Genomic DNA, 12,353 nt, shown 5'->3' on the forward strand with positions numbered 1-12,353 from the left:
GGCGCGGCCGGGCCGGTGCAGGTGAAGCGGGCATGTCAAGGTCCGTCGTGCCATCCGTAGGGGTGGTACCTGGACGCCTTCCGCTCTCCCGGCGACTACCGTGGGCGCCGCCAGAGCGCCGGGAGAGCGGTGCCGCAGAAGGAGGCCGGAATGCGGTTGACCATCGACGTCCAGAGGACCGCCACCGGTCACATCGCCGGGACGGTCGCGTCCGACGACTCCGCGCAGCCCGTCCCCTTCCACGGTGTCATCGAGTTGGTCACCCTCCTGGAAACCCACCTGGACGGATGACCGCACGAGGGGATGCCGCGCCCCCCTGAGGGGCTGGAGATCGTCGTCCATGGAGTGCACGCCAGGGGAGAACATCGGATGGGCAGCACATCGCACCTCACAACGGGACGCCGGCGCCGCGGACCCGAGCCGGGCCGGGCGCACCGCCGGCCGCGGGCCGGTACGGTACCGCGGGCACTTCTCGACGTACGGGACGTGCCGGTGGTGCGTCCCGAGGGGAACGGTCGCGCGGGGTCGGCCGGGGCGGTCGCGTGAACGCCACCATGACGGCCTTCGTGCCACCGACCGACGACGGTCACGACCTGCTGGACAACTGGATACGGCCGATCTGCGCGAGACTGGGGATCCGCCTCGCGGTCGCTCTTCCCGGCGCCGGCCAGATCACCGCGCTCGCGGCGCAGCGGGCGTCGACCTTCGTCGTGTGGGACTGTTCGGTCGAGGGGCCGGAGGACGTCTACGAGGCCTTCAACATGCGCGCCAAACTCGACCCGGGCAGCATCGTCCTCAGCCGCACCCCGCTGCCGCGCAACGTGCTGACCCGCGCCAGCCACGCCCCCGTCCACGGTGAGGTTCTGGAAAACCCGGAGCTGGGCGTGTGGCTGGAGCGGCGTCTGCGCCGCATGCTGGGCGCGGTCAGGACACCCGCGCCACGCCTGCCCGAACCCCGGGCGCACTACTGGATGTTCGACGAGCCGGCCGACTACTTCCTCAGTTTCCACGGCGAGCGCCGGCGGGAGGCGGGGGAGTGGCGCGAGGCCTTCGAGAAGGCCCACTCGGTCACCGTGCGGATGGTGTCGCCTCGCGAGTACTCCTACCCGGCCGAGGTGGTCACCCGGCAGCAGATGTGGGAGGGCGTGGCGCGGCTGATGTACGAGATCGTCACGACGGGCAGGGCGATCGTCCATCCCACCCCGGACTACTTCGCGTCGTTCTGGACGGTGAGCGAGTTGCTGGCCACGCTGTGGCTGCTGCCGCGCGGCTCCACACCTCCCATGATCACCTCCGCGTACGCCGCCCGCCCCTCGGGCGGCATCCGGCGGATGGAGCACCTCACCGCCCGTGCCGTCCTGGGCGTCCCCCTGCTGAGCGACGCTCACGCCGACCGCTTCGCCAGGCTCGTCAACCACGCCGATCCGATCACCACCGTCCCGCAGATCCGGAGACCCCCCGAGGGCGGCGGGAGAGATGTCACCGGGATGGTGAGGAACGTCGGCCACCGCGACCCCGAACTGGCGTCCTCACGGTTCTGGGACGAGGTGCGAGTGCCCTGCCCGATCTGCGCTCCCAAGGGCAGGCGTGCGGCGAAGGTCGACTGGGACCGGCACATGGACCTGTCGTGGAACGAGCGGGGGGTGGACCAGTACGGCTATTTCACCGCCCGCCGCGAGGACCTCGGTGCGGGAGGGATCCGCTGCCCCGGGTGCCGTACCCGCCTGCGCCTCGTCAACGAGCACGGCGTCCGCACGCTCTGGACACCGGTAGCCGAGGGGGAGACGGAAAGGGAGCGGCCGGTCCTCCGGCGCGACCCCGTCTGGCAGGTGCTGCCGGACGGCCCGCGGGAGGCGGAGACGCTTCCGGGGAAGAAGGGGCTCGGGGCCCTCCTCGACTTCCGGGACAGAGGGTTTCCCGCCGGGACGAGGTGGGTTTCCGCGCGAGGTCTCGGCTAGGGGCGAGAAGCCCCTCGGGAAGTCGTCACCTCCGAAATCGGAGCGTTCCAAAACAGCAGAAGATCTGGTCATCGTCGCCGACGGCTCGGTTCGGCGAAAGGAGGCGAGATGGATCCCGTTGACACCGTTCGAGTTCAAGGAGAGTTCTCATGCTCAAGGAGAAGGGATGGACGCCACCCCTTGCCGGTCCGCGGACCGGAGCACCCCGGTGAGACCGTGGTGAAGGTGGAGGACGGCGGTGCGTCCGCGGAGCGCGCGCACCGTCTGGCCCTGTCGCTGAGCCGCCGCTCCAGCGTGCTCGGAGCGGCGGGGCGTCACGGGGAGGCGCTCGCCGCGAGCGAGGAGGCTCTCACGATCGTCCGGCGGCTGGCCGCGGACGACCGTGACACCTACCTTCCCGACCTGGCCCTGTGCCTGGCCGGGGCGGCGACCCGGTACGTCAGGCTGGGCCGCAGGCACGAGGCGGTCGAGGTGGGCCGCGAGGCGGTTGCCGTCAGGCGCGAGCTGGCGCGGGCGCGCCCCGGCGACCACCTGCCCCACCTCGCGGGTTCGCTGAACGGCCTCGCCTGCGACCTGGGTCGCATCGGCAGGCCGGAGGCCGCCCTGGACGCCGCCCGCGAGGCGGTCGACATCTACCGGGATCTCGCCGCGCGGAACCCGGTCGCGCACGAGCCCGGTCTCGCCATGGCGCTGCACACCCTGGCCCAGCGGACGGCGTCGCTGGGGCGGCTGGAGGAGGCCGTGCTCCACAGCACGAGAGCCGTCTCCATCCGGCGCGGGTTCGCCGCGGAGAACCCGTCCGCCGGCGCGGTGGCCTTCGCCACCGCGCTGCACGGCCTCGGGTGGCTGCTCGCCGCGCTGGGCAGACGAGAGGAGGCCATCGCCGCCTACGCGGAGTCGGTGACGATCCGCCGCGGGCTCACCCTGTCGGAGGACGTCCAGGCCGCCGACCACGGCTACCTCGCCGCCGTGGCGGGGGAGTGGGCGGACCTTCTCATGGACGCGGGCCGCCTCCCGGCGGCCATGGAACCACTGGAGATCGCCAGAGCCGCCTCCGTGCACGCCGGCGACATCGAACGGGCCGGCCGTCTGGCCGCCCTGATGGAACGTGCGGGAAGCATCCGCGTCTGACCCTTCGCCTCCCGTACGGAACCGGAGGCCGGTTTCCTCGGGGAGGTGGAGCGCGGTGGCGGGGACGGGGTTCGCGTCCCGCGCGGGGAGGAGGGGACTCGTGCGGGCCGGGGGTCCGCGTGCGGGAGGGGAGACCCGCACGCGGACCGGGGGGTGGGCTTCACGCCCCCGGCCCAGATGACCCCTCCGTCATCCGGGCCGGGGTCCTACCCGGCGGTGAGCCGGGTGCTGTGGTGGTCGTGAGCCGGGAACGTCCTCGCCCTCGTCACGCGAAGCATCCCCCCACGCCCTGGCGTGCGCCCCGGTTGAAAGCGCCCAGGCGTTGCGCGGCGGTGCCGTGGTCGCTCACGTCGGTCCAGGGGGTGTCGTCCGCGTGTGCCCGCAGGGCCGCCGCGATCTCCTCGGTGTCGCCGGTCTCGAAGAACAGGATGCCGTCCTCCGCGGCTCCGAAGAGCGTGGCTCCGGCGAGGCAGTCGGCCTGGAGTTCGAGCTGCCGGGACAGCAGCCGCTGGGGGATGCGGGCCTGGACGGCATGACCCCATTCGTGCGCGATGATCAGATAGACCCAGGCGTCGCCCTGCCGGTATCCCATTCGCATGAGGTCGACGTCCCAGGCGATGAAGTCGTAGGGCGGCCAGCAGTACAGGGCGTTGTCATCGGGAAGGGGATATCCCCGGCATGTCGGCGTGTTGCCCCACGCGCCGTCATACCCGCCGAGAACGCGCGGAGGTGAATACCTGCCGGGAAAGAAATCCGGCCAGTGTGTCGCCCAGAAGCGGTTGATGACGTACCGCGCGCTGCGGATGTCCTCGTTGATGTCGTCGAGGCCGCTCGCGGCGGAGGCGCCCACCGGGGCGTTCGCGCCTGTCGTGGCGGTCGCGGTGCCCGCGGTACCCACGATGCCCGCGAGCAGCGCGCCGGTGAGCAGTACGGCGAGCGCGAGGCGGGTGGTTCTCCGTCGTGAAGCGGCCATGGTTCTCTCCCCCGTCGCTGGCGGCCACATACCGGATAATGGTCTATCGCCGGGTTTTTTCGCAGGGCAGCGTCACCATACGAGGAAAGGTAATACGGGAGAGGAGCTATCGCGAGATCGTACGAAATATCGTGCTAATTCGTCGCCGCATTCGAGGAATTAGCGGCACGTCATAATCATCGCGAAGCGATCCCCCGGCCCCTCCCGCGATCATGGCCCCCAAGCGGAGACGATCGCTCCCCCGACGGAGACGATCGCTCCCCCGACGGGGACGACGGTCCGCGACCGGGCCCGGCGGACGGCGGGAAGGTGAGGGGGCGGTCAGCCCGCCGGGGGAGCGGAGCTCTCGCGGATGATGAGGTCGGTGGAGAGCTCGACCCGGCGGGGCTCGGGGGACTCACCACGGGAGATGCCCAGGGCCATGCGGGCGGCGACGAAGGCCATCTCCTCCAGAGGCTGGCGGACCGTGGTGAGCGGCGGCCAGGCGGACCTGGACAGGGGCAGGTCGTCGAAGCCGACGACGCTCAGGTCGTCGGGGACGCGCAACCCGCGCTGCCTGGCGGCCTCGAAGACGCCGAAGGCCTGCAGGTCGCAGCCGGCGAAGATGGCGGTGGGCGGGTCGGGCAGTGAGAGCAGGGTGTGGCCGTGGTCGTGGCCTGAGCCGACGAGAAAGTCGCCGTACAGGATCAGCGCGGGGTCGACCTCGACCCCCGCCGTCTCCAGCGCGGCCCGGTAGCCGTCTATGCGGGCGCGGCTGCACAGCACGTCGGGCGGACCGCCGATCATGCCGATCCTGCGGTGGCCGAGCTCCAGGAGATGCCGGGTGGCGGTCAGGCCGCCCTGCCAGTTGGTCGCGCCCACCGAGGCCACTCCGGGAGCGGGCTCGCCCTCGGGATCAACGACCACGAAAGGGATCGAGCGGGAGTTGAGCCGGTCGTAGCGCTGCGCCGAGAGGTGGGAGCCGACGATGATCACACCGTCGGTGCGGCGGGCGGCCAGCCGGTCGAGCCAGTCGCGGCCGGGGCCCGCGTGGGTGTGCAGGACGGAGATGACGATGCTGGCCCCTGCCTCCGCTGCCGCCTTCTCGGCCCCGCGGACGAGCTCCATCGCCCACGGGCTCTCCAACTCGGCGAAGATCAGGTCGATCAGGCCCGCCGGGCCGTCGGAACCGGTCGTGCGCCGGATGTAGCCGTGCTCGCGCAGCAGCCGCTCGACCCGCTTGCGGGTCTCGGGCGACACCTCGGCCCTGCCGTTGATCACCTTCGATACCGTCGGCGCGGAGACACCCGCCTCCTCGGCGATGCGGGCGATCGTCACCCGGGGCTTACCTGGCATGCCCGGCAGCATATCCGAAACCTTTCGGAGTGTGGCCGGTGGCCTGGGAATACGCCTCTTCGTCTCCCAACGGACTCTCGCCCGATACGCCCCCGGAGCCTGATCGTTATCGGAGGGTGGAAAATTTTTGTGGCCGCCGGAAATATTCGCCGCCGCCGCCACCAGCGGCCCGAGCGGCGCTCAGGCCCCGTCGGCGCGGACGCGGCACAGGGCCCACGCTCGCAGGAACCGGTCGCGCCACACTGCCGCCGTCCGGCTTCCCCTTTGGCGACAGTTATTTACTTACCACAAGGAAGGGCGGATTCTCTTTATATAGTTTCATACAGTCTTGGAAGGGAGATCCGGCATGGCTGGGGACGAGGTCACGCGGTTGCGTGCCCTGCGGGCGAAGATGGACGGCACCTATGGCGAGGCCGGGTGGCGCCAGGCGCTCACCCAGGCGATCCTGCGCCGGTGCGCCGACGACGATCTCCCGGGCACCGTGAGCCGGACGGATCTCGACGAGGCGGCCGAACACGCGGGCTGGCTCCTCGCCCACGACTGCGACCAATGGTCCTTCGCCCTGGTGGGACGGGTGCACGAGATCCGCTGGGAGGAGTTCGGGGATCCTGCCGATCGCGACGTCGCCATCACCATGCTCTGTGAGGCGGACGACCTTCACGAGGAGAACGCCTGGTTCAGCGCCGCCGACCACGAGGCCCTCGCCGAGCTGCTGCTGAGCCGTCACGCGGACCGGGGCGTGCCCTACGACCTGGACCTCGCGGTCGACAGGCTCAGGGCGGCCCTGCGCGAGTGCGACGACAGGTGGTCGGCCCTCTATCTGCGCTACCGGCTGGGTACGACGCTGGCCCTGCGCGCCACCCGGCCGGGGGCGGGCACCGATCTCGGCGAGGCCGTCGCCCTGCTCGAAGACGTGCTCCCCCACCTGCCGGAGGGCGACCCGGCCACGAACCAGGCGACGTTCGCCCTGGGCGGGCTCCTGAGGAGCAGGGGGATCGCCACCGGCAGCGCCGCCGACCTGGAGCGGGCGGCGGGGCACTTCGGCCTGTTCCTGGAGGCCACTTCCGACGACGACCCGCTCTGGCCCAAGGCGGCGGACGACCTGGCCAGCACGCTCACCCACCTCGGCCGGCCCGCCGCACCCGGCCGCGGGGGAGGGCGAGCCCACCGTACGGGGGCGCGTGGCACCCGTCGCGGAGAACCGTGACCGACGGGTCCACCGGGCAGGCCGGGACGGCACGTCAGTCGTCCTCCCACAGACGGTCCTCCGGGGTGCTCGACGTGGGCTCGCCCACCCGTGCGGCCACCGACCGGGCCTCGGCCAGCAGCGGGTGCCCGTCGCCCAGGGGCGGGCGGCCGTGAGCCAGCGGGCGGCGGTCGAGCAGGGGCGCCAGCAGGGGCGCCACCTCCTCCACCTTTCCCGAGCCCATCCGGTACAGCGCGAGTTCCAGGCGCCCGGCGAGAACCAGCGGGTGTGAGGCCTCCAGCACGTCCTCGCCCATGGCGACGAGCGCCGCGCCGGTGGTCTCCGCCTCGTCCTCCAGACCGAGGGCGTACGCGGCCCGGGCGGCGAGCAGCAGCCGCTCGGCCTGGCCGGGGAAGTCGTCGTCCATGTCGTGCTCGTCCTTCGCGAGGGAGGCGAGCACCCGCGCCGCCCCGGCCGCGTCGCCCAGGGCCAGCTGCGCGGCGGCCTGGGCGCGACGCACCGGTCGTTCGGCCGGGAGTGTACGCAGGGCGGCGAGCGCCTGGGCGGGCTCGCCCGAGGCGGTGAGGGCCGTGGCGCGGACCAGTGTCGCCTCGGCGCCCAGCCGGGGCGAGACCTGCCGGGCGAACCACTCCGTGGTGACGGTGACCCCGGTGAGCAGCCGCACCGCCTGCGCGGGGAACCCCGCGGTCAGCTCGATCTCCGCCAGAAGCACCGTGTCGTACTGGGGCCAGTAGCCCTCGGGCGGCAGGTGCTGCGTCCGCAGCCGGAGCGCCTCGGTCAGGTGGTGACGTGCCTGCGCGGGCTGGCCCGCCGCGAGCAGGGCCTCGGCGAGGGTCACCCTGGCCGAGGCGGTGTTGACGCTGTCGGGACCGAGGCGTTGCTCGCGGTCGGCGAGCGTCGCCTCGGCCAGGGTCACGCCGGTGACGATCCGGCCCGCGCGGGAGGCGGCCCTGGCCATCGCCTGCCGGGTGAGCGTGAACCCCCGCCACGCCGGGGTGACCCCGGTGGCGGGGACACCTTCGACGCGCTGCTCGCTCACCTTCGTCAGCTCGCGCAGCCCTTCGCAGGGACGGCCGGCCTCCACCAGCACCTCCGCGAGGTTGTGCCGGGCCCGCGCGCCGAGCGACGTCGCGTCCGCGGAGGCGGGAAGCCCTCCCGCCACCCGCAGCGACCGCTCGAAGCACGACCTCGCGCCCGGCAGGTCGCCCAGGCGCAGCAGGGCGATACCCTGCCTGCTGGTCACGTCGCAGAGGGTGCGCGGGTCGAGGTCACCGGCCGCCAGCAGGTCGGCCAGCTCGCCGCCGACCTCCGCCGCCCGCGCGAGCAGGGGGCTGCCGTCGAGCAGCACCTGCAGGACCATCTCCAGGGCACGGCTCCTGGCACGGCCGCCGGAGTCCATCCGCTCGGCGAGCTCGGCGGCCCGTTCGGCGGTGTGCAGCCGCTCGGCCCACTCCCCGGCCAACGGGAACAGGTCGCGGGCGAACCAGTGCGCGCAGAGCGCGGTCGCCTGGTGCTCCGCCACTCCCTCGGGGTCGTCGGCCATCGACCGGAAGGCGAGTTCGGACAGGCGCTCGGCACTCGCCGCGGCCCACCCCGCGGACGGGACGGCGACCGCGAGCGCGGCGAGCTCCAGCCGGGGCTCCAGAAATCGCGCGTACGCGGTGACGCGGCCCTCCCACCCCGCGGCGGCGGTGGCGCCGTAGACCTCCGCCGTCTCCCACACCGGCTGGCTCTGCCCGGCCGACGGGCGCTTCTCGGAGGTGGAGATGTCACCGATGCCCAGGCGCACCTGGGCCAGCATGAAGCGCTCCACCTGGTGAAAACGCGCCACCCTGCGCAGTGCAGCCGTGACCAGGCGCCGCGCGTCGAGCAGGGAGCGCGGCGGCTCGGGCGCGAGGTCGTCCGAGGTGAACTCGTCGAAGGCGTGCTTGACCGCGAGGGCCACCAGCACGCGCCGGCTCCTGACCTCGTTGTACAGCCAGACGGCGCTGCGGCCTCTGTCGCCCTCGGTGCCCCGCGGCAGCCGGACCCGCTCGGCGACGTCCTCGGCCCTCACCTGGTGGTAGTCGCCGCTCCGGAAGGCGTCGGCCGATGCCGCCGCGATGGCCGCGAGCCTGCGTTCCTGTGCCGACACCCTCGCCCCCTTCGGATCCGCACATGAATATATCTCACTATGGTGGAAGAGGCTCTTGGTTGATGAGTTGACTATCGAGATGGGTATCCCGATGTCACGCCTGGTTTTCCAGATCACGCTCGGGCGCCCGGGGGAGCCGCCCTCCGGAGCGCCGGGGGACCTTGAGATCCTCCGATGATCACGCGGCGCCCCGGACGGGGCAGGGTGGGACGAGACGGCGGAGCGGCCGGTCGTCGTGGAACGGGTCGCCTACGGACGGGCGCCTACGGACGCACCGTTATGGGCGGGCCGCTACGGGCGGGCCTTCAGGGATGAGCCGCTACGGATGGGGCGGCCCGTTCCCCGACTCCCGCCGGCGCCCGCGCAGGGCTCCCACGAGCGTCCTGGCGATCGTGACGGCCGCCGTACCCACCGCGCCGACCAGGGGCTCTCGCTCCTCGGCCGCGGTGGGGCCGGGGTCGGGATGAACGGGATCCGCCCGCCCGGCGCGGACGGCCTCCAGTTGCGCGGCGAACGCCAGCCCCAGGAAGAGGGCGATCGAGCTGAGGAACGACCACAGCAGCAGCGCCATGACGGCCGTGAGCGGTCCGTACGTGGCGCCGAAGGTGCCGCTGCTCTCGGTGTAGAAGGCGAGCAGGAGGGTGAAGACCGTCCACAGGACGAGCGAGACCAGGGCGCCGAACGCCAGCCAGGTGTGACCGGGCTGCCTCCTGCGCGGTGCGGCGCGGAACAGCACCGAGGTCGACAGCAGCGCGAGGAGGAAGCCGAGCGGCCAGCGCACCAGGTCGAACGCCTCCCTGGCGCCGTCGCTCCAGTCGTAGACCTGGGCCAGGGCCCTGCCGATGGCGCCGCCTCCGACCATCACCACGAAACCGGCGGTCATGAAGGCGCCGGCCGTCAGCGCCATCAGCAGAGCCCTGCCGTACTTGCGGTGGAAGGGACGGTCCCGCTCGACGCCGTAGATGCGGTTCGCCCCCCGCTCCACCTGGGCCATGGCGCTGGTCAGTGAGGACACGGCGGTGGCCAGGCCGAGCCAGAGCGCGATGACACCCCCGGTACGGCCCGCCTGCCGGTGGCTGTCGGAGAGCACGTCCTTGACCGCCTCCACCCCCGCCCCCGGCGCGAGCTTGCTCAGGACCAGCTCCAGCACCTCGCCGAGATGCTCCTGGTTGATCACCGAGCTCAGCCCGACCAGCGCGATCGCACCGGGGATGATCGACAGGCAGACCTGGAACGCCAGGGCCCTGGCGTTGGTCATGCCCTCGCCGTATCTGAACCTGCTGAAGGAGTCGCGGACCAGATGCCAGCGGCCGTATTCGCGCAGGGCGGCCCAGGCGTGGTCGGCCGAGAGCTCTTCACCGTTCATGGTCCGCGTCTGCGGGACCTTCGTCGCTGTTCCCATGTCGAGCGGGCGGCTACCCAGAAAGCGACACCGCGAACAAACGGTGCCGGATAACCCGCCGATTCTGGGTAGGGCAGGCTCATGGCTGAATTCCTCACAGATATCAAGGAGCTCCGGGCGCGGGCGCGTCAGGAGATCGACAAGGGGCCGATCACGTCGGCCTACGGCGCGGACCTGCCCCGGGTGATCCAGGTGTGCAACGAGGCCCTGGCGACCGAGCTGGTCTGCGTGCTCCGTTACAAGCGCCACTATTACACCGCCTCGGGCATCCACGCCGGGGTGGTGGCCGCGGAGTTCCTGGAGCACGCCGCCGAGGAGCAGGAGCACGCCGACCGTCTCGCCCAGCGCATCGTCCAGCTCGGTGGCGAGCCGGACTTCAACCCCGAGACGCTGGCGGCGCGCTCGCACGCCGAGTACGACGACAGCCTCGACCTGATCGAGATGGTCAAGGAGGACCTGGTCGCGGAGCGGATCGCGATCGCCTCCTACACGGAGATCGTCAACTGGCTCGGCAACGACGACGTGACCACCAGGCGCGTCTTCGAGGACCTGCTGGCCCAGGAAGAGGAGCACGCCGACGATCTGAAGAGCCTGCTGGAGAGGCTTCCCGGCGCTCTGAGCCAGAGCCAGGACGCGTAAGGCGTGAACACGAGCGGGCCCCCGGGCCTCAAATGGCCGGGGGCCCGCTCGTGTTCACGCCGGTCGGCGTCCCGCACGGCCCTTCGCGCCGGAGCCGGATCGAGGGGACTCCGGCGCGGGGCCCCGCGGGTCAGTCGGCCGTACAGGACACCTCGGGGACGGGGGAGCCCGGCCCCGAGGCGAGGAAGCCGAAGACCGTGGTCGCGCCGGGTGCCAGGGAGCCGTTCCAGGTGGCGTTCCGCGCCGAGACGGCGACTCCCGACTGGGTGACCGTCGCGTTCCACGCCTGGTTGATCTGCCGCCCGGTGAACGTCCAGTTCGCCGTCCAGCCGGTGATGGCCACCGGGCCGGTGTTCTTGACGGTCACCTCACCCTGAAAGCCGCCCGACCACTGGTTGGTCGTCCGGTAGACGGCGGTGCAACCACGGCCCGCCGTGGGAGTGACGGTCGGCGTCGGAGTGATCGTCGGGGTGGGGGTGGTGGTCGGCCCGGAGCCGAGCAGGGCGGCCAGCGCGGGGAACCACCGGTCGGCGATCTTCTGGTCGCCCGACGCGTTGGGGTGCACCCCGTCGTAGGTGTCGTACCCGGTGGTGAAGCCCGTCCACTGGTCGACCACGATCACCGGTGACCGCGCGGTGGTCTTGCTCGCGGCCCATCCGGGAATTGCCGCGTTGAGCGCGGAGACCCGCTGCGCGCACTCACCGCACGTGCCGGGGTTCATGGGGATGATCTGGGCGACGAGGACCTTCGTGTCGGGGTTGCTCGCCCGCATCTGGTCCACCAGCTTGCCGTACGCGGACAGGATGGTGGCGGTCGGACGGTTGCTCCAGACGTCGTTGGTGCCGAAGTGCATCATCACGATGTCGGGCCTGGTCGCCGAGAGCCAGCCGGGAAGCTGGTTCTGGTCGGCGACGTTGGTGACCAGCGCCCCGCCGTGTCCCTCGTTGTCCCCGTCGTGCGCGACGCCGCAGCCCTGGGGCGGCAGGGTGCCGACGAAGTCGATGCCGGTGTGTCCCGCGTTCACGAGGCGGTTCCACAGCAGGGCGCGCCAGCATCCGGGGGAGCCGGTGATGGAGTCTCCGAGTGCCATGATCCTGGTGGCCGCCGCCTGCGCGGGGACCGCGGTGCCCGCGAGCAGGAGTCCCAGGGTCACGACCGCGGCCATCGCGGTCGCCAGAACCGTGAGAATCGTGCCGCCTCCGCGTGCCGTTCTTCGCATCTTCCGCTCCCGCCTCGGTCTCGCCCGGCTGCGGGCCGATGCTAGGCGTCCCGGGCGGGGGCGGGAAGCCGTCCGCGTCCGCGGGGTCCTGACCTGCGCGGTTCTCGCCGGGAGGGTGTAACTTTCAGCCCGCTCTCGTGTCTCGCGGCCTTCCGTGTCCTTCGTGCCTTCCGGACGGGGCCGGGTCCGGGGCCGCCGGGCGGCCTCACACCCCGGTGAGATCGTCCACCTCCCCGCGCGCGGACCGGATCTTCTCCGCGCGGATCGGATCGCCCGCTCCACACGGGGCGGACGATGATCGGCGCGTGGGTGAAACCCCGGTGGGCGGCTGGTGAAGGAAAGCTACAGAGAGCAT

General features: G+C 72.0%; 10 protein-coding genes. 5 read left to right on the forward strand and 5 right to left on the reverse strand.

Going from position 1 to position 12,353, the window contains the following annotated elements; translation table 11 throughout:
* Positions 1-150 precede the first annotated feature (150 nt).
* The 3 genes from ACFY3V_RS30000 to ACFY3V_RS30010 all read left to right on the forward strand — a co-directional run bounded on the left by ACFY3V_RS30000 (position 151) and on the right by ACFY3V_RS30010 (position 3,089).
* Positions 151-291, forward strand: coding sequence for a hypothetical protein (locus tag ACFY3V_RS30000; RefSeq protein ID WP_350946273.1), 141 nt, complete (start codon positions 151-153; stop codon positions 289-291).
* Positions 292-542: 251 nt separating this feature from the next.
* On the forward strand, positions 543-1,958 hold the full coding sequence (locus ACFY3V_RS30005; protein ID WP_389778183.1) for a hypothetical protein: 1,416 nt from the start codon (positions 543-545) through the stop codon (positions 1,956-1,958).
* A 180-nt stretch (positions 1,959-2,138) separates the two neighbouring features.
* Positions 2,139-3,089: a tetratricopeptide repeat protein gene (locus ACFY3V_RS30010; protein ID WP_362901137.1), complete on the forward strand. Its 951-nt coding sequence runs from the start codon at positions 2,139-2,141 to the stop codon at positions 3,087-3,089.
* Between the two features lie 265 nt (positions 3,090-3,354).
* On the opposite strand, the gene ACFY3V_RS30015 is transcribed toward ACFY3V_RS30010, so the two are convergent.
* Positions 3,355-4,062, reverse strand: coding sequence for a neutral zinc metallopeptidase (locus tag ACFY3V_RS30015; protein WP_362901135.1), 708 nt, complete (start codon positions 4,060-4,062; stop codon positions 3,355-3,357).
* Positions 4,063-4,383: 321 nt separating this feature from the next.
* Positions 4,384-5,397 (reverse strand): LacI family DNA-binding transcriptional regulator, encoded by a 1,014-nt coding sequence (locus ACFY3V_RS30020; RefSeq protein WP_350946269.1) that lies wholly within the window; start codon positions 5,395-5,397, stop codon positions 4,384-4,386.
* 346 nt (positions 5,398-5,743) lie between these two features.
* Between ACFY3V_RS30020 and ACFY3V_RS30025 the strand changes: the two genes are divergently transcribed.
* Positions 5,744-6,604, forward strand: coding sequence for a hypothetical protein (locus tag ACFY3V_RS30025; RefSeq protein ID WP_389778187.1), 861 nt, complete (start codon positions 5,744-5,746; stop codon positions 6,602-6,604).
* Positions 6,605-6,638: 34 nt separating this feature from the next.
* Here the strand turns inward: ACFY3V_RS30025 and ACFY3V_RS30030 are convergent, their stop codons facing one another.
* Together ACFY3V_RS30030 and ACFY3V_RS30035 are read right to left on the reverse strand one after the other, a co-directional pair.
* Positions 6,639-8,738 (reverse strand): tetratricopeptide repeat protein, encoded by a 2,100-nt coding sequence (locus tag ACFY3V_RS30030; protein ID WP_389778189.1) that lies wholly within the window; start codon positions 8,736-8,738, stop codon positions 6,639-6,641.
* 319 nt (positions 8,739-9,057) lie between these two features.
* On the reverse strand, positions 9,058-10,104 hold the full coding sequence (locus ACFY3V_RS30035) for a YihY/virulence factor BrkB family protein (protein WP_389778191.1): 1,047 nt from the start codon (positions 10,102-10,104) through the stop codon (positions 9,058-9,060).
* Between the two features lie 117 nt (positions 10,105-10,221).
* On the opposite strand from ACFY3V_RS30035, the gene ACFY3V_RS30040 reads away from it, so the two are divergent.
* On the forward strand, positions 10,222-10,779 hold the full coding sequence (locus ACFY3V_RS30040) for a ferritin-like domain-containing protein (RefSeq protein WP_362901126.1): 558 nt from the start codon (positions 10,222-10,224) through the stop codon (positions 10,777-10,779).
* Positions 10,780-10,909: 130 nt separating this feature from the next.
* Here ACFY3V_RS30040 and ACFY3V_RS30045 read toward each other — a convergent pair whose 3' ends face one another.
* Positions 10,910-11,998 (reverse strand): cellulose binding domain-containing protein, encoded by a 1,089-nt coding sequence (locus ACFY3V_RS30045; protein WP_389778193.1) that lies wholly within the window; start codon positions 11,996-11,998, stop codon positions 10,910-10,912.
* Positions 11,999-12,353: the final 355 nt, after the last annotated feature.

It is taken from the genome of Streptosporangium sp. NPDC000095, from assembly GCF_042899335.1.
In the GTDB taxonomy this organism is placed as follows: Bacteria; Actinomycetota; Actinomycetes; order Streptosporangiales; family Streptosporangiaceae; genus Streptosporangium.

Bases quoted from the DNA above. Each gene is read 5' to 3' on its own strand.
- ACFY3V_RS30000 (WP_350946273.1), top strand. From the start codon at position 151: ATGCGGTTGACCATCGACGTCCAGAGGACCGCCACCGGTCACATCGCC.
- ACFY3V_RS30015 (WP_362901135.1), bottom strand. From the start codon at position 4,062: ATGGCCGCTTCACGACGGAGAACCACCCGCCTCGCGCTCGCCGTACTG.
- ACFY3V_RS30020 (WP_350946269.1), bottom strand. From the start codon at position 5,397: ATGCCAGGTAAGCCCCGGGTGACGATCGCCCGCATCGCCGAGGAGGCG.
- ACFY3V_RS30025 (WP_389778187.1), top strand. From the start codon at position 5,744: ATGGCTGGGGACGAGGTCACGCGGTTGCGTGCCCTGCGGGCGAAGATG.
- ACFY3V_RS30035 (WP_389778191.1), bottom strand. From the start codon at position 10,104: ATGAACGGTGAAGAGCTCTCGGCCGACCACGCCTGGGCCGCCCTGCGC.
- ACFY3V_RS30040 (WP_362901126.1), top strand. From the start codon at position 10,222: ATGGCTGAATTCCTCACAGATATCAAGGAGCTCCGGGCGCGGGCGCGT.
- ACFY3V_RS30045 (WP_389778193.1), bottom strand. From the start codon at position 11,998: ATGCGAAGAACGGCACGCGGAGGCGGCACGATTCTCACGGTTCTGGCG.